This is a genomic window from Anaeromicrobium sediminis, assembly GCF_002270055.1.
GTDB lineage: Bacteria > Bacillota > Clostridia > Peptostreptococcales > Thermotaleaceae > Anaeromicrobium > Anaeromicrobium sediminis.
In genome coordinates this window covers 1-24858 of sequence record NZ_NIBG01000009.1, presented here as the reverse complement: position 1 = coordinate 24858, position 24858 = coordinate 1, and the positions used below count along the sequence as shown (strand labels likewise).

Annotated in this window: 24 protein-coding genes; 6 read left to right on the top strand and 18 right to left on the bottom strand. The window is 31.9% G+C overall.

The annotated features are described in order from the left end of the window. The first annotated feature begins 14 nt into the window (after positions 1–14). Both nhaC and speB read left to right on the top strand, forming a co-directional pair. Positions 15–1430, top strand: a complete 1416-nt coding sequence (nhaC, locus tag CCE28_RS11260; protein WP_095133819.1) for a Na+/H+ antiporter NhaC — start codon at positions 15–17, stop codon at positions 1428–1430. Between the two features lie 45 nt (positions 1431–1475). Further along, positions 1476–2393: an agmatinase gene (speB, locus tag CCE28_RS11255; RefSeq protein WP_095133818.1), complete on the top strand. Its 918-nt coding sequence runs from the start codon at positions 1476–1478 to the stop codon at positions 2391–2393. Between the two features lie 387 nt (positions 2394–2780). Here speB and CCE28_RS22250 read toward each other — a convergent pair whose 3' ends face one another. The 9 genes from CCE28_RS22250 to CCE28_RS11210 all read right to left on the bottom strand — a co-directional run bounded on the left by CCE28_RS22250 (position 2781) and on the right by CCE28_RS11210 (position 10495). Beyond that, positions 2781–2951, bottom strand: a complete 171-nt coding sequence (locus CCE28_RS22250) for a hypothetical protein (protein ID WP_176461780.1) — start codon at positions 2949–2951, stop codon at positions 2781–2783. 245 nt (positions 2952–3196) lie between these two features. Continuing rightward, positions 3197–3532 (bottom strand): DUF805 domain-containing protein, encoded by a 336-nt coding sequence (locus tag CCE28_RS23025; protein WP_095133816.1) that lies wholly within the window; start codon positions 3530–3532, stop codon positions 3197–3199. 248 nt (positions 3533–3780) lie between these two features. Next, positions 3781–4527: a nickel pincer cofactor biosynthesis protein LarB gene (gene larB, locus CCE28_RS11240; protein ID WP_095133815.1), complete on the bottom strand. Its 747-nt coding sequence runs from the start codon at positions 4525–4527 to the stop codon at positions 3781–3783. A 9-nt stretch (positions 4528–4536) separates the two neighbouring features. After that, positions 4537–5340: an ATP-dependent sacrificial sulfur transferase LarE gene (larE, locus tag CCE28_RS11235; RefSeq protein ID WP_095133814.1), complete on the bottom strand. Its 804-nt coding sequence runs from the start codon at positions 5338–5340 to the stop codon at positions 4537–4539. Next, positions 5341–6633 carry a nickel pincer cofactor biosynthesis protein LarC gene (gene larC, locus CCE28_RS11230; RefSeq protein ID WP_095133813.1) on the bottom strand — a complete coding sequence of 431 codons (1293 nt, stop codon included), beginning with the start codon at positions 6631–6633 and terminating at the stop codon, positions 5341–5343. Between the two features lie 12 nt (positions 6634–6645). Beyond that, complete coding sequence (locus tag CCE28_RS11225) at positions 6646–7371, bottom strand: energy-coupling factor ABC transporter ATP-binding protein (RefSeq protein WP_095133812.1); 726 nt, start codon at positions 7369–7371, stop codon at positions 6646–6648. Positions 7372–7383: 12 nt separating this feature from the next. Continuing rightward, positions 7384–8178, bottom strand: a complete 795-nt coding sequence (locus CCE28_RS11220) for an energy-coupling factor transporter transmembrane component T (RefSeq protein ID WP_095133811.1) — start codon at positions 8176–8178, stop codon at positions 7384–7386. Beyond that, complete coding sequence (cbiM, locus tag CCE28_RS11215) at positions 8178–9161, bottom strand: cobalt transporter CbiM (RefSeq protein WP_095133810.1); 984 nt, start codon at positions 9159–9161, stop codon at positions 8178–8180. The genes CCE28_RS11220 and cbiM overlap by 1 nt, the downstream gene beginning before the upstream one ends. A gap of 173 nt (positions 9162–9334) precedes the next feature. After that, entirely contained in the window at positions 9335–10495 is a 1161-nt protein-coding gene (locus CCE28_RS11210; RefSeq protein WP_095133809.1) for an aldo/keto reductase, read from the bottom strand. 262 nt (positions 10496–10757) lie between these two features. Between CCE28_RS11210 and CCE28_RS11205 the strand changes: the two genes are divergently transcribed. After that, a complete protein-coding gene (locus CCE28_RS11205; protein WP_095133808.1) occupies positions 10758–11315 on the top strand; it encodes a TetR/AcrR family transcriptional regulator in 558 nt (185 codons plus the stop codon). Positions 11316–11356: 41 nt separating this feature from the next. On the opposite strand, the gene CCE28_RS11200 is transcribed toward CCE28_RS11205, so the two are convergent. The 5 genes from CCE28_RS11200 to CCE28_RS11180 form a co-directional block, all read right to left on the bottom strand. Next, entirely contained in the window at positions 11357–13018 is a 1662-nt protein-coding gene (locus CCE28_RS11200) for a glycoside hydrolase family 13 protein (protein ID WP_095133807.1), read from the bottom strand. A 25-nt stretch (positions 13019–13043) separates the two neighbouring features. Continuing rightward, positions 13044–13994, bottom strand: coding sequence for an ROK family protein (locus CCE28_RS11195; RefSeq protein WP_095133806.1), 951 nt, complete (start codon positions 13992–13994; stop codon positions 13044–13046). Then, on the bottom strand, positions 13994–14788 hold the full coding sequence (locus CCE28_RS11190) for an endonuclease/exonuclease/phosphatase family protein (protein WP_095133805.1): 795 nt from the start codon (positions 14786–14788) through the stop codon (positions 13994–13996). Before CCE28_RS11190 ends, CCE28_RS11195 begins: the two co-directional genes overlap by 1 nt. Positions 14789–14790: 2 nt before the next feature. Continuing rightward, positions 14791–16449: a PTS transporter subunit IIBC gene (locus tag CCE28_RS11185; RefSeq protein WP_095133804.1), complete on the bottom strand. Its 1659-nt coding sequence runs from the start codon at positions 16447–16449 to the stop codon at positions 14791–14793. Between the two features lie 201 nt (positions 16450–16650). Next, on the bottom strand, positions 16651–17652 hold the full coding sequence (locus CCE28_RS11180) for a LacI family DNA-binding transcriptional regulator (RefSeq protein ID WP_095133803.1): 1002 nt from the start codon (positions 17650–17652) through the stop codon (positions 16651–16653). Positions 17653–17868: 216 nt separating this feature from the next. Here CCE28_RS11180 and CCE28_RS11175 point away from each other — a divergent pair, with 216 nt between their 5' ends. The 3 genes from CCE28_RS11175 to CCE28_RS11165 all read left to right on the top strand — a co-directional run bounded on the left by CCE28_RS11175 (position 17869) and on the right by CCE28_RS11165 (position 20052). Beyond that, entirely contained in the window at positions 17869–18063 is a 195-nt protein-coding gene (locus CCE28_RS11175; protein ID WP_095133802.1) for a ferritin family protein, read from the top strand. 206 nt (positions 18064–18269) lie between these two features. After that, entirely contained in the window at positions 18270–18653 is a 384-nt protein-coding gene (locus CCE28_RS11170; RefSeq protein ID WP_095133801.1) for a BlaI/MecI/CopY family transcriptional regulator, read from the top strand. Next, complete coding sequence (locus tag CCE28_RS11165) at positions 18646–20052, top strand: M56 family metallopeptidase (RefSeq protein ID WP_176461778.1); 1407 nt, start codon at positions 18646–18648, stop codon at positions 20050–20052. The genes CCE28_RS11170 and CCE28_RS11165 overlap by 8 nt, the downstream gene beginning before the upstream one ends. A gap of 76 nt (positions 20053–20128) precedes the next feature. Here CCE28_RS11165 and CCE28_RS11160 read toward each other — a convergent pair whose 3' ends face one another. From CCE28_RS11160 to CCE28_RS11145, 4 genes are all read right to left on the bottom strand, one after another. Further along, on the bottom strand, positions 20129–21733 hold the full coding sequence (locus CCE28_RS11160) for an FAD-dependent oxidoreductase (protein ID WP_095133799.1): 1605 nt from the start codon (positions 21731–21733) through the stop codon (positions 20129–20131). Positions 21734–21870: 137 nt separating this feature from the next. Then, the gene (locus tag CCE28_RS11155) at positions 21871–22770 is read right to left on the bottom strand and encodes an FKBP-type peptidyl-prolyl cis-trans isomerase (protein ID WP_095133798.1); all 900 of its coding nucleotides are present in this window, start codon (positions 22768–22770) and stop codon (positions 21871–21873) included. 89 nt (positions 22771–22859) lie between these two features. Beyond that, entirely contained in the window at positions 22860–23189 is a 330-nt protein-coding gene (locus CCE28_RS11150) for a hypothetical protein (protein ID WP_095133797.1), read from the bottom strand. A gap of 14 nt (positions 23190–23203) precedes the next feature. Next, positions 23204–24745, bottom strand: a complete 1542-nt coding sequence (locus CCE28_RS11145; RefSeq protein ID WP_095133796.1) for a reductive dehalogenase — start codon at positions 24743–24745, stop codon at positions 23204–23206. Positions 24746–24858: the final 113 nt, after the last annotated feature.

Below are 24858 nucleotides of genomic sequence, written 5' to 3'. Positions count from 1 at the left end.
GGAGTGTATTGTTTATGGAATGTAAGAAAAATATGACTTTTGGAAAAGCCATTAGCGTTATTATCTTTCTCATCCTATCCTTGTTTTGGTCATTAAAATGGGGTACGGGCTATTCTCAAATTCCTTTAATTGCAACAGCTACACTTGCAGCTGTCATTGCTATGAAATCCGGATATGATTGGAAGGAACTAGAAGTAGGTATCTTAAATACAGTACAAGTATCCATGCAAGCTATTCTCATTATGATGATTATAGGTATGCTTATTGGAACATGGATTTTGTCTGGAGTTGTTCCTACAATGATTTATTATGGGTTAAAAATTATTTCTCCACGTATATTTTTAATTGCCACTTTATTTATTTGTTCTATTGTATCACTAGCCTGTGGAAGTTCATGGACTACTGCAAGTACAGTAGGTATTGCCCTTGTTGGTATTGCACAAGGTCTTGGTATTCCTACACATATTGCAGTAGGTGCAATTATCTCAGGCTCCTATTTTGGCGATAAAATGTCTCCACTTTCAGAAACTACAAATCTTGCTCCAGCTGTGGCTGGTTCAAATCTCTTTGATCATATTAAACATATGAGTTATACAACTGGCGTTAGCTTATTAATATCTACTGTTTTGTTTGGATTTGTAGGGCTTAAATATGGAGGATCTAAAATTGATTCTAATTCTATTCAAATTATTTTAGACGGATTATCTTCACAATTTATCATTTCTCCTATTTTATTTCTTCCACCGATTCTTGTTATCGTCATGGTAATTAAAAAAATTCCTGCTATTCCTGGTCTTATTGTTGGTGTAATTTTAGGTGGATTATTAGGTTTTTTCTTACAAGGCGCTGATTTAAAAAGTATTGTAGAAGCTGCTCATTTTGGTTATATATCTGATACAGGAGTAGAGGTTATTGATAGTTTATTAAGCCGCGGTGGCATGGATAGTATGATGTTTACTATCTCCTTAATCATATGTGCAATGATTCTAGGTGGAGTTTTAGAAACTTCTGGAATGCTTTATGCTATATCAGAAAAGATACTAACATTTGTCCATGGTACAGGTTCTCTCGTTATGGCCACAGTTCTTACTTCTATCGGTACAAATATTGTAACGGGTGATCAGGCTTTAGCCATCATCATTCCTGGAAGAATGTACAAAGATATTTATGAAGAACAAAGATTAAAACCTAAAAATCTATCTAGAGCTTTAGAAGATGCTGGAACCCTTACCTCTCCTTTAGTTCCTTGGAATGTATGTGGTGCCTTTATGGCTACTACCTTTGGGGTTGCAACATTAGCTTATTTACCTTTTGCTTTTCTCAATCTTATTAATCCTATTGTCTCAATTATCTATGGCTTTACAGGTATCACAATGGAAAAGTATTCTGAAGAAGAATTACACAAAAAAAGTACTATAGATATTGAGTAAAATATTTGAAATTCATATTATTATAAACTTTAAGGAGGATGTATTATGACAACTGTAAATGAAATGATTAAGGATCATCGTATATGGGCAGGTTTAAACAAACCTGATTTATCCCCTGATGAATCAGATGTACTTATCTTTGGTATTCCTTTTGATGGAAGTGTTAGTTTTCGATCTGGCGCCAAAGATGCACCAAAAGCCCTGAGAGAAATTACCTACACCATTTCACCTACTACTGAAGATTTAAAAAGTTTTGCTGATTTAAAAGTACTAGATTTAGGTGATTGCTGTGGAGAAAATAGAAATGAAGTCTTTGAAAAGGCAGAAGAATTTACTTATCAAGCGGTAAAATCTAATAAATTTTTTACTATGATCGGTGGAGATCATTCAACTACCATTCCTGTACACAAAGGAATTGATCGTGCCCTTGATGAGCCTTTTGGTATTATTCATTTTGATGCACATTTTGATCTCTGTGATGATCAAGGTGGGGATAAATTATCCCATGGTTCAACAGAAAGAAGAGCTCTTGAACTAAAAAATGTTACGAATACAGATAACCTTTTTTTCGTAGGTATTCGATCTATTGAATCAGATGAATTAGATTTCTTCCATAATAATAAAATAAATGTATTAACTTCTAAAGAAGTTCATCATAAGGGTGTTGAAAAATCATTAGAGATTATAAAAAATAAAATGAAAAACTTTAATAAGATATACATTACATTAGATATTGATTGTTTAGACCCTGCATATGCAGGCGGTACGGGTACGCCTCAATTTGGTGGATTAACCAGTAGAGAGCTATTAGATCTTCTATATGGTTTATTTGAATTGCCTATTATTGGTTTTGATGTGGTTGAGGTAGCTCCAAAATTAGACCCTTCACTAACATCTCTTTTTGCTGCACGAAAAATTATTACTGAATGTTGGGGACATTATTATAGAAAAAATAATAGATAAAAAATATGTAGATAATTTGTAACTTTAATAAAATAAACCTCCATGGGTAGACTAGTAAAAAATCTACCCATGAAGGCCACTTGCACAACTGTTTAACATAGATAAAAAGGCATGATAGTCCTCCAACTATACTGGCAAGGGCTCCTTCCATTCCTGCTCCCACAATAATGACATTAACCCCTCTTAATATCCTACGCTTATTTGTCTATGATCGTCAATTTTAACAAACTCTAGATGTGTAAGACCAGCTAATCACTCCTTATTAACCCTATCCTTTGATATCTCTATTGCTCCAAAATTTCCCTATTAACATGAAATTTTACTTACCAAAGATTTTGCTCCAAATTTTTTTTTACTTCTAGGTTCAGTTTTAACATTTATTTCAGCTCATATATAGCTTATATACCCATCAAAATCCTCTGCTATTTTAGAAAAAGATAATTTAGAGTATGTTTTATTTTTTATATGAAAAGATTCCTTTTTGCATTCTTTCAAGTATTGGCTCAATTCTTCTCTTTTCCACTCGTATCTAATTTTAGATATAAATACTATTAGCATAAAAATAAAGAAAAAAATACCAGCACCTACAACTGTAATTTTATCGAGTATACTCAAATTGTTAAACAAATCAAGAACTCATAACTTAAGTGTTCATTTATAATACAAAAGACTAGAATCTTAAGTCCATACACATTATCAAAAAAATAAAACCCTAGAAATTTCTAGAGCTATAATAGTACCAATCATCCCTAACAAATATTAATTTAAGAATACTTGTTTTAAGGGTTTCTAGGCCGTATGAGTTAAATTTCGTGGTTGATTGGAGGATCACCATACTTATTTGCTCCAGTAGTACCTTTTTTAAATAAAAGACAAAAAAACAAATAAATATTGTAAATAGGAATAAGGAGTAATAGAATATGTTCCAATGGTCTATCTAAATCATGTAAACGCTGAACAATAAGACAAGATATGCCCCATATAAGAATAATATAAAAAATATATAGATTAAAAGATATTAGGACACTTAAACTTATATCAAATATAAGTAAGAAGAAGCTATATCCAATAAAACGCAAATTATCTATACGGCCTTTAGGTAAGAATAACCTACTTAATTCCAATAAAATCAACTCCATTATTATAAGTATAAATATAGGATGACACAGAATTTATCTAAAGATTTATTAATCGTACTAGAAAATAATTCAATAATTTGAAAAAACTACAAACTATTACTATAAAGGCAAACAACAAGAAGAAAGTGATGAAACGACTGATTTTGTCAATTCCATCACTACTTCTTAATAACTAGCTTCAATTTTGTTATCTTACATTATAAACCTCTATAAGTAGACTGGGAAAAAATCTACCCATTAAGGTTTTATTATAACTTATTAATGATACTAGCATTATATGCTGCACCAAATCCGTTGTCTATATTTACTACACTTATCCCACTTGCACAACTGTTTAACATGCATAAAAGGGATGATAGTCCTCCAAAATTTGCTCCATAGCCTACACTTGTGGGAACAGCTATAATTGGCTTATCAACTAGGCCTCCAACTACACTGGCAAGGGCTCCTTCCATTCCTGCTACCACAATAATGACCTTAGCCCCTCTTATTTTGTCTAATCTGGCTAAAAGTCTATGAATACCAGCAACTCCCACATCAATAATTTTCTCTACCCTATTCCCAAGAATTTTTGCAGTTTCTGCTGCTTCCTCCACTACGGGTAAATCTGAAGTTCCTGCTGAAATGATGGCTATATAATCATTCGTTAGCTTCTCTTCTTTCTTTCTAATAGTTATTGTTCTTCCAAGCTTATTATATTCTGCATCTTTGCATATTTTCTTTACTGCATTGTAAATTTCCTCATTGGCTCTGGTGGCTAGTATGTTGCTATCCTTTGTATTCATGAATTTAATAATGTCTCTAACTTGTTCTACAGTCTTTCCTTCACAATATATTACTTCAGGATATCCTACTCTTATTTCTCTATGGTTATCAATTTTAGCAAACTCTAAATCCTTAAAAGGTAGATCCTCAATCTTTTCCATTGCTTCTTCTATTTGCATTTTATCCTTTTTCACATCTTCTAATAATTTTCTAATATCCTTCGAATCCATTTAAACCTCCTATTTTTTCATAGTTTCATTAAAGCTTCCTACTCTGTATCCTTCCATATCCATGGATATATATTTAAATCCAATTTCTTTTAATCTAGCTGAAATATCATCTAGAATCTTTTCATCAAATAGCCTTTTTCTGTCTTTCCTGTTGACTTCTATCCTTGCCAAATCATTATGACATCTTACTCTAACAGCTCTAAAACCTATGCTCATCATATATTTTTCAGCCTCTTCTATCTTTCTAAAATTCTCTTCCTTTAATTCATGGCCATAGGGAATTCTAGTTAAAAGACAAGCATAAGCTGGTTTATCCCATGTACTAAGATTAAGTTCCTTAGATAAACTTCTTATCTCATTCTTAGTCAATTCACATTCAAGTAAGGGACTTTTTATTTCTAATTCCTTTAAAGCTACCATACCCGGCCTATAATCAGATGTGTCATCAAAGTTAGTTCCATCTATTACGTAATTATATCCCTCAATTTCAGCCTTTTCCTTTATCATACTAAATATGGCTGTTTTACATAGATAGCATCTATCTTCTGGATTATTTTTAATTTCATCAATGATTGGAACCTGTATTACTTCATATTCTACATCTAATTCCTTAACTAACTCCTTAGCTTCTTCCACTTCCCATCTAGGAATATATGGCGAAAGTATAGTTACTGCCTTTACATCATTTCCAAGGGCCTCTTTAGCAGCTTTTAATAAGAAGGTACTATCAACCCCTCCTGAAAAAGCTAGAACTACCTTATCTAATTTCTTTAAGTATTTTATTAGTCTTTTATATTTTTCATTATTTATCATCTACATCTTCTCCACTATTTTATCTACTTCTTTGTAAACTTCTGAAATTGGTATATTATTTTCTTTAGCAATTTTTTTGCAATCTTCATATTCTGCCTTATATTTAATTAATTCACCTTCATAATAGGCCTTTTTAATAGTAACATCTCCATACTTCGTACTTATCTTTTTAAAATCTCTATCAAGCATAATCTTATCTACTTCATATTTTCTAAGACCTATGGAAGTGGTCTCTTTAAAAATTACTTCTAATACATCCTTTTCCTTTTTATCACTAACTAATATACTTAATTTTGTGGCAGCCCTTCCCTTTTTCATAATAATAGGTGTTTTAAACACATCTAAGGCTCCCACCTCAAAAAGTCTTTCTTCTACATGACCATACAGTTCTGGATTCATATCATCTATATTAGTTTCAAGAATATACTGCTTTTTTACTTCCTCTTTCTTTATTTCCTTTCCCAAGTACACCCTAAGTACGTTAGGTATTTCTAATTCCCTATTACCTATACCGTATCCAATTTTCTCTATTGAGAACTCTATCTTATCTGTAAATTCCTCCACATTGGCTGCTAAAATGGCTGCCCCTGTAGGTGTAGTTGTCTCAAATTCCACAATTCCAGTCTTAACTGGTATATCCTTTAATATTTCAACAGTAGCTGGAGCTGGTACTGGTATAATTCCGTGGGCACATTTTACAAAACCCCCTCCTAGTTGAACTTTAGATGCCATAATTTTGTCTACCTTTAAATAGTCTAGGCATATGGCTGCTCCTACCATATCTATAATAGAATCAATGGCTCCAACTTCATGAAAATGTACTTCATATAGGCTTTTCCCATGGACCTTAGCCTCTGCCTTAGCTACTTCCATAAACATGTCTAAACTTAGTTTCTTCACATTTTCATTTAAGTCACTTGAATTTATTATGTCTTCAATTTCCTTCAATCCCCTATGGTGGTGTTCATGACTATGGTCATGATTGTGGCTATGATTATGGTCATGTGAGTGATCGTGTCCATGGTGTTCATGATGGTGATGATGATCATGTTCATGGTCATGTTTGTGCTCATGGTCATGGTTATGACCTTCATTTTTTATGATTACATCAACCTTAGTTCCTGTTATGCCCTTTTTAATTGATTCTTTAATGTGTATTTCATATTCAGACTCTAACTTAAGCTTTGATATTCCCTCTAAAAGGTATTCCTTATCTACACCTAGATCTATCATTGCTCCTAAATTCATATCTCCACTGATTCCACAAAAACAATCATAATACAATACGTTCATGATTATGCCTCCCTACTTAATATTATTATCTATTAAAAATTCATCGTCTTTTACAACCATATCGTATTTATCATCCCTAATAACAGTATGGTCTTGGGAAAATACTAGGGCCCTTTTAAAAAGACCTTCCACATACTCAAAATCATGTGTTGCGCAGATAATAGTTTTACCAGCTTTATTTAATTTAATAAAAAGTTCTCTTAAAAATCTTTTTCCCTTTGGATCTATACCATTCATAGGTTCATCTAGAGTAATGACCTCTGGATTCATGGCAAGAACACTGGCTATTGCAACCCGCTTTTTTTCTCCACCACTTAGGTTATATGGGTGTTCATCCCTTAACTTTTCTATGCTGAGCATGGATAAGCAATCATTTACCCTTTTATTTATTTCATCCTTTGAAAGACCCATTTGCATTGGTCCAAAGGCTATTTCCTCAGAGACACTAGAACAAAAGAGTTGAGTGTCTGCATTTTGAAATACAAATCCTATTCTCTTGTGAAATAGTTTAGAAAAACTATTATCCTGCAATCTTTTTTCAGTAATATTAGTTTCATCAAAGGTATAAGTTCCCTTACTTGGAAAGACAATACCATTTAGCAACTTTAAAAATGTAGATTTTCCACTTCCATTTGGCCCAATAATGGCTACTGACTCTCCCTCTTTTATATGAACCTTCATATTATGAAGGGCTGTTTTCTCTTTATATTTAAATGTTACATTATCTATTTTAATCATTTGCGCTACTCCTTAATAATTTAGGATTACAAATAAAACAATTATAATTATATTAATTAGTCCATATATATAATCTATATTTTTTAATTTAAATTCTATTGATACCTTGTACTCTCCAACAAATCCTCTACACTCCATGGCACTTGATAAGTCCTGACTCATCCTATAGGATTTTAAAAATAAGTTTCCCATTATTCTTGATATGGAACCCTGTTTATCCTGGTTCTTTCCAATGGATCTAAGCTTTAATGCATATAATAGGCTTGTGGAGTACTCTCCTAGTAAAATAATATATTTTAATCCTATTTCCATAACCCATATGAATATGTCAGGTACAAATAATAATTTTAAAGTTCTACTAATGTGTGTCCACTGGGTACTATAGGATAAAATATTGGCAAATAATACACTTAATATGATTCTCTGGAAAAGTAATAAGCTATTATATATGTTTCCTTTCATCATGGATGGAATCAACATTATTAGTGTTACAATTGGAAATATAAAACTTATTGACATAATCTTTTTTCTATCTTCTGAGTCCATAAGTAAAATACTTATAATCACATATATATCAAGTATAAATAAATAGGTGAAATTTCTTGATAGGGATATAAACAATATATTTAATATTGTAAATATAACCTTCAACACAGGATCTATCCTGTAAAAAACTTTATCTCTATTTTTAACACTTCTAATCCTTGAAAGGATCTTTAAAAATGAAAGGATACTTTTATCTATATATGTATCTCTTTCTTTCTTAGGCACATAATCATCCTTTTCTAGTAACCATTTCTCATTCATTACTTCACCTTTTCTGGATTATTTTTAAATTGAGATTTACTTAATAATTTAATCAATGTAAAGATTAATCCTACTCCTACTAGGGCAGAGAAAATATATGCTATAATTTCTGAAACACCTGATATGGCATAATCCGGTATAGGCGCACTAAAGTTAAAGCCTTCTATCATCCCTTTTGGTATAAATCCTATAAATTCTTTTAATTCCTCAGGAGCCCATTCTCCCCAAGCCGTTCCTGTGGCTAATACTCCAAGGGGACTAAGAATAACTAATGATACTATTAAGGCATAAAGGGGTTTTATTTTCTTACTAGTACCCTTATATATTATCTCTGGAGAAAGTTTTTTCACATAAGCATATACTCCAGCTGTCACTAGGCCTTCTAATATTCCAGCTACTAATAAATGGGGAATCATCATGGCAGGAATTGCTATGTTCAAACCATAGGGACTGTATAGAGGAAGTCCTACATTATCAGTAAATAACATGGGCTGAATTCCAAACTCTATTGCTGTTAAAAGGGCCGCTACATTTAAAGATATATATCCAGCTAGAAAAGCTCCCACGTATTGACCCCTTTCACTAGGAAAGTTCTCCTTAACAAATTTGAATATGTAAAAGGCTACAAAGGGCATTATAAATGCCATGTTAAAGCAATTTACTCCTAATGCTAGAATACCTCCATCTCCAAAAAATAGGGCTTGAATTGCAAGGGCAATGGTGACTGCTATAACTGCAGAATAGGGTCCTAGTAAAATTGCTGCCAAAGTAGCTCCAACTGCGTGACCTGTAGTACCTCCTGGAAGGGGTATATTAAACATCATAATTAAAAATACAAAGGCTGTGCATATTCCAAGAAGGGGCATCTTTTGCCTAGACATTTCTTTTTTTACTTTCGTACTTGCCCACTTCCATATTGGTATCATGGTTACCCCCAATGTGGCACAAGTAGATGGACTTAGATAATTATCTGGTATGTGCATGTGATTCTCCTCCTTTATTAAAATTCGTTTACCACTATTGTGGCTACTCATATGGTAATTAAATCAATTCCTATTCGGTCATTTATTTAATTACTCAGAATTTGTCTATTTTAATAGACATAAAGACTTATTTGACATATTTAATTTCAAATAAGTCTTTATGATAACTATTCTTATAGATTCAATTCTAGTACCTCTTTAACCTTTTTTAATTCTTCTCTAATGGCAATATTTTGTGGACAGTGCTTTTCACATTTTCCGCACTCTACACAATTTGATGCCTTAGCCTCCTTACCTAAAAGCATATTATATTGCATTTTGGCATTTTCTATATTATCAAATAAATATCCATTGTTATACAAAGCAAAGTTTTGTGGTATATCTACTCCCACAGGACAAGGCATACAATATCTACAGGCCGTACAATTTACTTTCATCTTTTCTTTGAAAACCTTCTTTGCAAAATCTATTAAATCTACTTCTTTTTCATTTAATGAATTAGCTTCTCCTTCTTTTGCCGTGTTTATGTTATCTTCCACATGTTCCATTTCAGTCATGCCACTTAGTACTACTGAAACTTCTGGATGATTCCATAACCATCTAAGGGCCCACTGGGCTGGTGTTCTTATTACTGGAGCTTCATTCCAAGCATCTAAAATTTCCTTTGGCATTTTCTTAACTAGACTACCACCTCTTAAAGGTTCCATAATTGCAACGCCTAATCCTTTATTGGCAGCATATTCTAATCCTTCTTTACCAGCCTGATAATTTTCATCTAAGTAATTGTATTGAATTTGACAGAAGGACCAATCATAATAATCTACAATTTCTTTAAATGTATCAATATCATCATGGAAAGAAAACCCTGCATGTTTGATTTTACCATCTTTTATAGCTTTATCCAAGAATTCATCTATACCTAACTTCTTTAAATTTGCCCAAAGACTTTTATTAAGGGTATGGACTAAGTAAAAATCTATCACATCTGTTTGGATGCGCTTAAGTTGTTCATCTAATAATCTATCCATATCTTCTCTTGTCTGAACTAGCCATGATGGAAGCTTAGTTGCTATTTTCACACGTTCCCTATATCCATCCTTTAATGCCTTTCCTACAAAGGGTTCACTTTCTCCTCCCTTGTCAAATCCAGCTCCATGATATGGATATGCCGTGTCAATATAATTTACTCCATTGTCAATTGCATGTCTGATCATTTTTATTGCTTTCTCTTCATCAATTTTAGTTTGATCTCCATCAATAACAGGCAATCTCATGCAACCAAATCCTAAAACAGAAACCTCTTCATTTGTTTTACCAAACTTTCTATACAACATTTTATCAGCTCCCTATATTAAAATCTAAACAATCTGCGCATCGACTGTTCAGTCTATAAAATTTCATTTTCTAACATTTTTCCACGGGATATATCCATATTTTTTACAATTCACTAGAGTATTTACTCTATACTTTAATATATTATCATCACATTTTCTTTAATGCAAGTGTTTTTAAATGAAAATTTCACTGCCGTTGACACGCTTCTCATATATGTGTTAAATTTAATAATAGAGTAATTACTCTGTAGGAGGAAATAATATGGATAGTAAAGATAAAATATTAAATGCAGCTTTAAAACTTTTTATAAAGGAAGGTTTCCATGGCACATCCACATCAAAAATAGCTAAAGAAGCAGGTGTATCTAATGGGACACTATTTCATCATTTTAAGACTAAAGAATCTTTGATAAGTAGATTATATATAAGAATAAAAGAAGATTATAGAGATTATCTTTTAAAACACGTTACATCTTGTAAAACAAGTAAAGACAAGGTTAAACAGTGTTGGTTTGGTTTTGTAAGATGGGCTCTTGAAAACAAGGATAGTATGACCTTCTTTATGATGTTTTCAAATTCACCTTATATAGATAAGCTTAGTAAAGAAGAAGCATGTAGAAACTTCAATTTTATATTTGAAATTATTCAAGAGGCAATTGATGATGAGACACTTATTAATGTGCATCCAAGTTTAATTATGAATTCCATGTATGGATCAGTACTTGGATTTCTTAATTTTGTTAACGAGAACCCAGGCAAGCTTGATGAGTCTATAGATGTGGCCTTTAAAATGTGTTGGAGATCTATTGTGAATATTTAACAAAAAATCCTTATTAATTTTAATTAATAAGGATTTTATTATTATATAGCATATACTCTAGCCTCATAGGGTCTTAATAAAATGCTTTTTTCACCATTATGTTCATTTACTTCATAGTTGTTTAGGATTAAGTTATCATATCTTAATTCTAGATTATCATACTCATATAAGGCCTCTTTATCTGTTAGGTTGCATATTACAAGAACTTGTTTCTCTTCCAAGGTACGAGTATATGCAAATATTTGTTTGTGATCTTCTAAAATCAGATCATAATTTCCGTATATTAAAACTGGATTTTCTTTTTTCAATTTAATCATTTTTTTATAGAAATTCAAAATAGAATGCGGATCCTTTTCTTGTACCTCAACATTGATTTCTCTATGATTTGGATTAATTCCAATCCAAGGTGTACCTGTTGTGAATCCAGCATTTATACCATCATTCCACTGCATAGGAGTACGAGAATTATCCCTTGATGATGGGCCTATATTCTTCATTATTTCTTTATGGGGTATTCCCTTTTCCTTATCTATATGATACATATTTTTAGTTCTAACATCATTGTACTCATTAATACAATTAAACTCCACATTAGTCATACCAATCTCTTGCCCTTGATATATAAAAGGAGTTCCCTGCATTAGAAAATACATTACACCTAAAGATGTGGCACTTTCTTTCCAGTACTTCTTATCATTTCCCCAAATTGAAACACTACGAGGTATGTCGTGATTCTCAATATATAATGCGTTCCATCCCTTGTTTTCTAATCCCTTTTGCCACTTAGACAATATTTTCTTAAAACTTATCACATCTAAATTATCACTACTTTTACTATCCCATAAATCTAAATGTTCAAACTGAAATACCATATCAAACTTACCATTATCATCACCCACCCAAAGATGGGCATCCTCCACGTTCACACCATTTGCCTCTCCCACAGTCATAATGTCATAATTAGCAAAGGTATTCTTCTTTATATCCTCAAGATATTCATGAATTCCATCCACATTCATATGTTTATCAAAGGAGTTTACATATTTTAGGTTTTCTGGATTAGGCATATCCCTAAGTCCATCTTCCTTCTTAATATGACTAATAGCGTCTACTCTAAATCCATCTATTCCCTTATCTAACCATCTATTGATCATACCATATACAGCTTCACGCATATGGGTATTTTCCCAATTTAAATCTGGTTGCTTCTTGGAGAACAAATGCATATAATATTGTTCACTATTTTCATCATATTCCCAGGCAGAATTACCAAAGATACTTTCCCAATTGTTTGGTTCTTTTCCATCCTTAGAATCTCTCCATATATACCAATCACGCTTTGGGTTATCCTTTGAAGAACTGGATTCAATAAACCATGGATGTTCATCACTTGTATGATTTATAACCAGGTCAATAATAAGTTTCATGCCACGTTTGTGAACTTCCTCTAAAAGTTCATCAAAATCATCCATAGTACCAAATTCGTCCATAATATCTTCATAATCACTAATATCATAACCATTATCATCATTTGGGGATTTATATATGGGACAAATCCAGATCACATCAATTCCTAAGTCCTTTAGATAATCTAGTTTAGAAATTATTCCCTGTAAATCCCCTATTCCGTCACCATTTGAGTCCATAAAACTTCTAGGATATATTTCATAGGCAACAGCTTCTTTCCACCAAACTTTTTTCATCTAATATCGTCCCTTTCTTCAACCCTTATTGACTCTCCATTATGGCAAGAGCCACAGCTCCCTTTACTCCTGCATCAGTTCCTAAAGCCGCCGGCACTATTCTAACACTATTGTACATAGCTTCAAAACATCTTTCCTTTACTACCTCATTTACCTTTTCAAATACCATATGTCCACCCTTTGAAACGCCTCCACCAATTATAACCATTTCTGGGTCAAAGGAAGTAATTACATTTGCAACACATATGCCTAGATAAGATAATGCCCTATTAAGTACATTAAGAGCTACCTTATCCCCTTTTTTTGCTTCCTCAAATACTTCATAGGATGTTATCTTTTCATAATTTTCTAAGGAGCTATTAGAATTTCTCTCTAATTCCCTTATAGCTCCCTTTCCTATGGCAGTACCTGAAGCTAATGCCTCTGCACATCCATAATTTCCACAATTACAAAGAGGTCCATCCTTTTTTAGGGTCATATGACCAATTTCTAAAGCATTATAAGTATTACCCCTATATATTTTTCCATTTAATACGGCACCTCCACCTATTCCAGTAGAAACCGTTATAAATACCATATTATTTGTTCCTTTTCCTGCTCCAAAGGTATATTCTCCTATGGCTGCCACGTTAGCATCATTATCTAAAAAAACAGGCATATTAAATCTATCCATTAAAGGCTTTACTATATTAAAATCTTTAAAAGGAAGATTAGGAGTAGTTATAATTTTTCCTTCTCTAGGGTCTAATGGACCTGGAGAACCTATACCTATAGATATAATTTTTTCTTTTTCTACCTTTGATTCTTCTATTATTTTTTCTACAACTGATATTATTCTATCTAATACGGCATGTTCACCTTCCTGTGCCTTTGTAGGAAGAGTGTACTTTGAAATTATATGTCCATTAAAATCCGCAATGGCTCCACTAATTTTAGTTCCACCTAAATCAATACCTATAACATATTTATCCTCCACTAAAATCCCTCCACTTCTATCTCTACTCCATAATGGTCTGATACTACCGGCTTATTTTCTCCATTAAATATGACCTTAGAATATTTAACATTCATTCTTTTGTTAGACAAGATTAAATCTAATCTTAAGTCTTGTTCATTTGAGCTCCAACCAGCTATTTTGCCTTTTACTGTAACTCCCTTATCCCTTTCCTTAGCCATAAAAAACGTATCATAAAATCCCTTTTTTATTAAATAATCATATCCTTCGTCTCTTACAAAGGCATTATTATTAAAATCTCCCATCAAAAGGGTAAGTCTACCTTTTCTAACATGGCCCACTAACCTATCTACTTGATCTTTAAAGGGTTCTTCTTCATCCTTCCACCAGCCTAAATGGCAAGAGTAAAAATCCATTAGTTTATCATTTATCGTAATAGTAGTTCCTATGATTTTTCTAGTTTTCCAAAAGTTTTTATCCTCACCTTTAGTTATGAAAAAGGATTTTTCTTCTTCAATCTTATGCTTAGTTATAATACTAACTCCTTCTTCGTACTTGTCATAACCTATATGAGAAAAATCCCAGGTCATATTATATTCCCCACAACCTAAATCCTTTAACTCTTTTAATAGGACTAGGGCAAAGTTATCTTCCTTTATGTTTTTAGAAACAATCTTCGCACCTATAGACTGATTCACTTCTTGCAGTGCTATAAGGTCATAACCTTTTTCTTTTATCTCTTTTGCTATTATTTTCATTTTTTCTATCTGATTTTCTTCTATCCATGAATGACAATTTAAAGTTAAAAGTCTCATTTTTATTCACCTAAAATATCTATAATATTAGATTTTAGTAAGTCTGCCTTTGGACCGTATATGGCCTGCACTCCATTGTCCTTTGTTACTAAGCCTAATGCCTTATTCTCCTTCCATGCTTTCTCCCCTGCAACTAAATTTCTATCCTTAACAGTTACACGAAGGCGAGTCATGCAAGCATCCACATCTGTTATGTTTTCTTTTCCACCTAATAATTCTATTGCAGTAACGGCTATTTCGTCTTCCACACTTGATACGGATTTTTCTGATTTAAATTTATTCTCCACCATATCCACATCATTACCTCCGCGCCCTGGTGTTGAAACGTTAAACTTTTTAATTATGAAGTTAAATGTAAAGTAACTAATAAATAAAAATCCTATAGATATAATAATGAAACTAATGAGTTCCTTTGTAATACCTGCATTTACAATTATTGGTACACGAGTTAATAACTCTATAAAACCAAAGGCATGAATACGTAAATTTATTAAATCTGCCATGGCAAATGCTATACCTGTTAATAATGCATAAACTCCATATAAGATAGGTGAAACAAACATAAACATAAATTCAATAGGTTCTGTAACTCCAGTTAAAAATACAGCTAGTGCTGATGAAAGGTACATAGACTTATACTTTTCCCTTTTATCACTTTCCACATTCTTATACATGGCAAAGGCTGCCCCCATTAATGTGGCTGAAGAAGTTATAACTTGACCTACCTTAAAACGTGCCGGATGTACTGTAGATAATAAATTCTTATATGTATCTATGTTTCCTGCAGCTTTTAAGTTATTCAAATCCGTAATCCACGCTAACCATAGTGGATCTTGCCCATATACAATTTGACCAATCTTGTCTCCTGTTAATATGCTATAACTACCTCCAAGCTGAGTATAGTTTATAGGAATTGTTACTAAATGATGTAAACCAAATGGTAATAATAAGCGCTCAAGGGATCCGAAAATGAAAGTAGATATAAATGGTGCACTATCCTTTGATGTGGCTATCCACTTTCCAAATCCATTTATTCCAGACTGAACAATAGGCCAAAATACAGCAAGTAAAGCTGCAACAACAACAGAATAACCTATCACTACGAAGGGAACAAATCGTTTTCCATTAAAGAATGCTAAATAACTTGGTAATTTACTATAGTTATAATATTTATTATATAAAGTGGCTCCAACGAAACCTGCTATTATACCTACAAAGACACCCATATTTAAAGTTGGTGCTCCTAGAACTGATACAAAATAATCCTTAACTAAAAGCTCTCCACCTATTATAGTTTTAACAACTGCTGTAGGGTCTACAAGCATACTAGATGTTACTCCATAAATTGATCCAATTATACGATTTATTAATACAAAAGCTAAAGCCGATGCAAAAGCTCCACCGGCACGTTCCTTAGCCCATGAACCTCCAATAGCAATGGCAAATAATAAATTTAAGTTAACTATTACACCCCAACCTATATCCTCTATAACACGTGCAATAATTCCGATAATCCCTGCGTTTCCAAGGAATATTCCCGTTACTTTTCCTAAGGAAATCATAAGACCTGCAGCTGGCATAACTGCAATAACTACCATTAGGGCCTTTCCAAATTTTTGCCAAAATTCGAATGAAATTAATTTAGATTTTTGCGAAGACATTTTCTACATTCCCTCCTATGTTCATAATAACTTATGTAATTTAATCCATGTTGTGCAATCGTTTTTCTTTATTCTAAATTATTTTGTGCAACCGTTTGCATAATTAGATTATATTGTCCTCTTCTAAGATTGTCAATACAATTATTATAATTTCTTATGAACTAAAAATAAGAGCATAAAATCTATACTCTTATATCTAAGTTAATACTCGGTTGATTGTCTTTCTATTAAATTGGTTTCTACAATGTGATGCATACTCTTTATATTTTTTTCTAGCTTATCTGCCAGGATCTTTACCGCATAGTATCCTAATTCTTTAGCATTAATATCTACTGAAGTTAAAGGCGGATTTTGATATTCTGCTAAGGGAGTGTTATTAAACCCTACTACAGAAATACCTTTTATATTATTTTCAGTCAAATATGAATTAGCTCCAAAGGCTAATAGGTCATCTGTGCATACTAGTGCCGTTGGCTTCTTTGAACCTAAAATTTTCTTCATAGCTCCATATCCTAGATCTTCCCTAAAGTCATCAACTTCTATCACTATATTTTCATCAATAGGAACACCGTGCATCTTATGTGCTTGTCTATATCCACCTAATCTATCCTTTGATACATTTAATTCTCTTTTAGCCCCTATAAAGGCAATTTCTTTGTGTCCTTTGAGTAATAATTTACTAAGTACATTATACATGGCTTGAAAATTATCATTATCTACCCAAAGTACACCTTCAGTGTCCTCTGGCCTTCCTATTACCACAAAGGGAAATTCCCTTTCTTGAAGATATCCTATACATCTATCATTAGTATGAACTGTTGTAAGAATTATTCCATCCGCTAAGTTACTGTTAATATAATTTTTTACAGAACCCAAGCCCTCTTCCTCTGTATTAAAAAAGCTATACATTATGTAATATCCTGCCTTTTGAGCATATTGGCTTATCCCTGCCATTACATATATAAAAAATGGATTCTTAAATAAGTCCTCTGCTTCACTTGGCAAAACGATTCCTATAACTTTAGTCCTTTTATTGGCTAAACTCCTTGCAACAACATTTGGATGATAATTTAGCTTCTTTATTGCATCATTAACTTTTTTCTTTGTTTCATCACTAATTCTATCACTTCCAGCGATAACCCTTGAGACGGTAGAAGGCGAAACTTTTGCCTCTTTAGCCACATCCTTTATTGTAACCCCCATATTTTTCACATCCTATTTAATAATATTGTACAATCGTTTGCATAGATTAATTTTATATAATTATAATTATTGTGTCAAATTCCATGGTTAAATCTGAATGCCCTCTATTATTTTTTTAAATTTTCTAGTTATGGGAAATATAGTTATTTAATAACTTAATTATAAAATTACCTCTACAAGCACAAAATAATATTGATACTAAGGAGGTGTTTCAAAATGGATTTAAAGACTGGAGATGTAATTAAGAAAAAACTTCTTGATGCTCAAGAAAATGTACGTGATTATGAAATGTTCTCTAAGAAAGTAGATAATGAGGAAGTTAGTAGCACATTTAAAAAATTTGCTGAAGAATCAGGTATGCATGCTAGAAAGTTACAAGAGTTAGTAGACAAATATGGTAACATACAGTAATAAGAACATATAAGAGAATCCTAATAATGGATTCTCTTTTTTCTTTTTGTATTAAAAAAATTTGCATAGTAGGTAATATTCTTTATACCTATTTTTACCACATATCAAATATTAAAATAATATTGACAATTTTAGATTACAAATGTAATATTTAGTTATGATTACAATTGTAATTTAAACCTATATGGAGGTGAATAAATAGAACTATGCATAAGAATATTCCCAAAATATCTGATAGCGAATATGAAATTATGAAGATTATTTGGAAAAACCATCCTATAAAATCTAATGATATTATTCAGCAGATAGATCAAGGCCATAATTGGAGTGAAAAGACAATAAAAACTATGATTAATAGACTGTTGAAAAAAGAGGTGATTAGTTACAAAAAAGATGGTAAATCCTATCTTTATTATCCATTAGTCGAAGAATCAAACTATCGAAAATTAGAAAATGAATCATTTTTGAAAAAAGTTTATAATGGTTCTATTAATGTAATGTTTGCTAGCTTTATTAAAGATATGAAACTTTCAGATAAGGACATTAATGAACTAAAAATGATTTTAGAAGAAGGTAATGATGATGAGTAACTTTGTAACTATAATTTTTCAAATGTCCATAAGAGCAAGCTTGCTAATATTAATTATTTTGGCAGTAAAATTCGTTTTCAAAAAAGTTTTACTTCCTCAAATACATTACTTAATATGGTTTTTGCTTTTTATAGCCTTGACCATTCCTTATACATCAGAAAGTGCCTTGAGCATGTATAATATACCCAATTATTTTGATACTAATAAGCTCTCTTCTGAATCTATATTACCTTCTGTTAGTAATGAAAAGGATGTGCCGCCTAAATCCCAGGATTTAGAAGATATACAATACAATAGGTTAAAGCAAAATACTCAAAAGGACAAAAGAATATTAACTTTTGAAGAATCTTTAACTAAAAAAATTATGTCTACGTTGTCATGGATATGGCTATTTGGTGGACTGTTTGTACTTTTTTCTTCCATCATTAAAAACATTCAACTACATGATTCAATACGTAATGAGGAAGAAATTTATGATGAAAAAATACTGACTATTTTAAATCACTATAAAAAACAACTAAATATACAAACAAATGTAAAACTGATTAAAACTAGGCAATTTTCTACGCCTAGCCTGGTAGGCATTCTTAAACCTAGAATACTGATTCCAGCACCTATTTTATCTAATTTAGATGAGACAAAGTTAGGATTCATTATATTACATGAATTATCTCACTTAAAGCGAAAAGACATTTTAACAAATTGGATTATATTAGTTTTTCAATCCTTATACTGGTTTAATCCCCTCATCTGGATTGGCTTTTACAGAATGAAAATGGATATGGAAATTGCTTGTGATACTTTTGTATTAAATAAATTGCATAAAAAGCATCATATCCCCTATGGTAAGGTTATTATCGAACTATTAGAATATTTTTCCTACAACAAATTTAGCCCTATCATTACAAATATTTTACAAAACAAATCGGAAGTGGAGAGAAGAATTATTATGATAAAAAATTTTCGTAAAAACTCATATGTATTAATGATCATCAGTTTATTATTAGTTGCACTAGTGGGATGTACTACCCTTACAAATGCCACAAAAAATGAGAGTACTACAAACACAGAAGACTATAATGTGCAAATGATAACTGAAAATTATAAAACCATGATCTATGAAGAAGAAGAAGAATTAACACTAACTTATCCTCAAGTAGTAGACTTCCAGGATAAACAGATTGAACAAAAGGTAAATAATATCATTAAAGACTGGTATAGAGATTTGTCAGTACTTTTAGCTGCAGAAGCTAATGTGATTAAATCAGATTTTGAAACTCTACAAAAGGATTCTCATATGTTGAAAATAAAGTTAAACTATACTACAAGTTCTGATAAGGAGTATGATTTCTCTGAAATTCTTAGTATTGATATGACAACGGGAGAAATATTAAAATAGAATTATGCTTTAGATTTAACTCTAGAAGATATATTTAAAAAGGGAGTGCTTTTATAGCAACTCCCTTTTCTATTTATTAGTCTACATATAAATAATATTTTTTCATAATACCGATATTCTTCCAAAATCTCTTAAAAGCTGGTAATACATAATAATCTAAACCAAAGGTACTACCTGAACCACCTATTAGGGCTATACTTCCCATTATAATTCCATATAAAGGCATACCTGAACCATAAAGCATCACTGCCATAATAATTGAAGCAATAGATGAAACTGCTGTAAATAATCCAATAATTAAAGATAAACCAACTACTATTTCACCTATAGCCATACTCTGTAAACCATGTTGTAGCCATGTAGCACCTATAAAAATTCTCAATGGGACTAACCAAAAGGTTGGTGCTAATTTAGCAAAGTGTCCACCAACAAAACTTCTATTATCTTTTATATATACAAATTCATGTAGCAAATAGGACCAACATTTATTAAATCCTGCAACTTGTAAGAAATATACCAAATTAATAAAATGCTTCACAAACATTGCAAAGAAACCAGGTACAGCAAAAAATTTGCCAGGCATTCCTAGATGTGCTAAACCATAGCGTGAACCTATACAAACCATTGAACCATGGAATCCTGGTTTATAGGATTTCTTTTCTCCACCTTTTATATCTCTATAAATGTTATTTGCAATCAAAGGAGCTGAATGTTCAGCATTTTCAACCATCTGCGGAACTGGTCTCTCTTGTCCTTCTACAATGTAGAATATATTGTCTCCTACAACATACACATTTTCATGATCTAATGCTTGTAGTTTATCATTTGTGACGATTCTTTTTCTACCCTTTTGTTCAAGGTCCATAGCTTCAAGTATATTGGCACCTTCAACACCAGCTGCCCAAATGACCGTATTAGTATTTATATTACCTTTATCTCCTAGGGTAACAGAATCCTTTGAAACCTCTGTTATACCAGCACCTGTTATTATTTCAACACCTAAATCCTTAAATCTTTTTTCAGCTTTTTTAATTAGGTTATCGGGATAAATAGGTAGTATTTTAGGCATGGCATCAACTAAATATAACTTTACTTCTTCCTTGTCTATATAGAAGTCTTCACATAACCTATCCTTCCATTCGCCTAATTCTCCCATCATTTCAACACCTGTAAAGCCACCGCCTACAACAACAAAAGTTAACATCTTTTGTCTTTTTTCTTTATCCGTTTCTTTAACGGCTTCTCTAAACATGTGAAGAATATGCTCTTTTAAACTAACGGCATCATCATAAGTCCATAATGGATGAGTGTATTCTTTTGCACCTTTTATACCAAAATAAGTTGGCTGAGATCCAGCCCCTATTACTAAATAGTCATATTCATATATACTTTTTTCTGATTTTAAAACCTGTTTATTAAAATCCATATCCATTATTTCATCTAGTACTACATTTACTTTTCTCTTTGCAAATACTTTCTTTAAATCAATCCTAATAGAATCTTCGTCTACTCTACCAGCTGCCACCTCATGAAGCTCTGTACGCATTGTATGGTATGGGTTTTTATCAATAAGAGTAATCTCTACTTCACTATCATTTTTAAATTTATTCCCAAGTTTTTTTGCTGTTAATAACCCACCATATCCTGCTCCAAGGAGCAAAATTCTTTTTTTATTACTCATAGCTTCCTCCTCATCAAAACGCTATCTTAACATTGTATTTTCCCTCTAAATGTAATGTTAACAGAAGAAATTTAGATTTCCAAGCTTTCTTGACTATTGTCATAACAACCATGTATAACAGGGACAAATTACTATATTTATTCCTGTATAGTTGTATTTTCCTTTAGAAGAAAATGTATAACTTTTTGATACAATAACTGATTAAAAGCATCGTTTACTTTGCTATTTTCACATTTTTCTTTTTCTTCATCACTTAACGCAATGTTCTCTACTTGTGCTATTTTTTCTATTATAGCTTTTTCCGTCAAATAGGTTTGTGCTTCTATTTTACACTGTTCAAATAATTCTTCTTCTGTTTTTTTTGTATATGATAAATATATTTCTAAATTTGCATTTTTCTTTTCAAGTTCTTTTTTAAAGTCTTCCAATATCTCAAATTTAAGACTTTCAATTTCTTCATCTTCTAATTGAACTTTTGAACCTTCTATAATTTTATTCATTATTTCATTAACAACTTTTGTACTTTCAAACATTATTTTTTCATAATTGATCTGATCTTTTGCATATTCTTTTAACTGATCTATATTATTTATTCCTTCAATTTTAAATCTTTTTATCATATGGTCTGTTAACTCAGGGATAATTTTATTCATAACAGATATAATTTCCACTTTAAAATTAACTGTCTCATTACGAAGAAAGTTATATTGTTTATTATTTGGTAATACCATGTGAAATTCAACGGTATCTCCCTTTTTTAATCCTAATAAATGCTTTTCAAAATCATCTAAAAAATATCCTTCACCTAATTTAGAATGGTAGTTCTTTGCACTTATATCTGACCTGTGTAGTCCATTGTGATATCCATCATATGATATAGTCACATAATCGTGTTTTTCAATAGAACCTTCTTTTTCAACTTTTACTTTATACTTTTCTCTTATTTTGTTTATATAATTATTGATTTCTTCATCTGCCACATTTACATTTGGACGTCTAAAACCAAATCCTTTATATTGACCAAGTTCAACATTCATCTTATCACCTTTTCTAATACTTTATCTACTATTTAAAAACGAACATTTCCATTGAAAATCATATAAAAGGGCAATAAATGCCCTTTTGTTTAAGCTTGTGCTTTGATTGTATCTTTTTTAGTTGTAAATCTATATGCAAGTATAGCAAAAACTACTGCCAATCCTCCAAACACTAATAATCCCATATTAGCCGCTCTAACTTCATTTTCTACATATGAATCATAAGTCCATAATATTGTAAATGCAAATGTACATGCTGATAATACTATAAATGTAAAGTTCATTTTATTAGCTTTATTATCTTGCTTTAATTTCATATGAAAATATGTCATTGAAGAGAACATCAGTCCTCCAGATACAAACCATACTAATTGATGTAAAGAAAACACCCATTTTATTAAACTAGCTATTAAATGCATACTATATCCCCCCTCTAAATTTTTTCCCAGAAATCATTTATTGCATCTTTTAGATATTTAGATTCCATACGTGCTTCCGGTTCTACTGGACCACCATATCCAAACATCTCATCTAGTGAACGTAACAATGGTTTAAATGGCGTTAATGTGGCTAATTTTGATAAATCATGATGCCACTCATCAATTTTATTATATGGACATACGGAGAAACATGTCCCACAGTCTCCACCGTTATAAGCCCAGAATGCATTACATCTTTCAGCATTTACAAACCATTTTTCAACACCTGCACATACTGATTTATTAACTTTACCCGTATCAAATTCCATACCTTCTTTTAGTACTTGTGCTGGTTCTTGGGTAATAGCTTTAGATGGACAAGCATCAGCACACTTCATACATACATTACAAAATTCCTTTACTCCAAAGGTAATTGGTTTATCAGGATGTAATTCTAAATCAGTAAATATTTTTGATATACGTACACGTGGTCCGTAGGATTCTGTTATTATCATTCCCATTCGAGCACCTTCACCTAATCCTGCTTCAATTGCAAGTGGCACTGACAGAGCCGTATCATTTCCAGCTGGAGCTGCTTTATATCCTATCTCTCGTAAGAAAGTTGCTATTTTATGGTTTGTTTCAGCCATTTTCGAGTACATAGTCCCAGCAGCTGCTGATGCTAATTGTGATGGGGCTGTCTTAAATCCATGATAATCCATCTCATAGGCTAAAACTATAACTGATTTTGGTTCAAATCCAGCTTCACGCTTAAAATCTGGCTTTACTGTGGTAACACCATATGTTTCATATTCACCAGTGGGAACTGTAGCAGGATTCATTGGACTATATGACTTTGATCCATCTGGCATTGTAAATAATTTGGCATTTGGTCTTGACCACTCTGTATAAACCCATTTCTTTGCCCTTTCATAGGGTACAATACCAACTAAATCTGCTCCTAAAAACTTTGATGCTTTTTTGATATATTGTGATGCTTCTTTTTTATCTTTAAATTTATACTGGCTTCCATGTGCTATTATTTCATCAGCCTTTGAGTTATCCCAAGAATTTAAACTTGGAATAAACACAGGCATGTCCTTCATTTCTTCACCTGTCTCTGGGTTTACAGGATATTTTTGAAGGTATACATTACGCATTCCCGCTGAAGAACCACCATTAAAATGGGCCTCTACACTCCACCCCGCTTTATTTAAGGCATAATCAACTTGTCTGTATCCTAATTCACCTGATCTTACAAGGGGTTTGTGTCCCTCGTCTGTCATTACAAAGTCCATCATTGATTCAGCTGGTGTTTTATATCCATATGTTTTTATGATATGTTCATCATCATATATTTCTTTATCCCAATAAACACGGTGAAAGAAAACATTTTTTTGGTTAAATCCTTTAAAATCTTTAGTTATCTCTAATGGAAATTCATCATGTTCCTCTCCAAGGTCTATTGCAAATGCTTTCTTTGGATTCGACGCAAGTGCAGCTCCTGTTACTGCAGTGGTAACTCCAGCAACCTTTAAAAATTCACGGCGATTCATAGTATTTCCTCCTCTAATCTTTCCTCAAATTTTCTCTTTAGTTTTATTTACTTTCTACTACTTCAACAACTTCTTTTACTTCCTCTTCAGCACTTTTTGCTGATTTTTTAAAT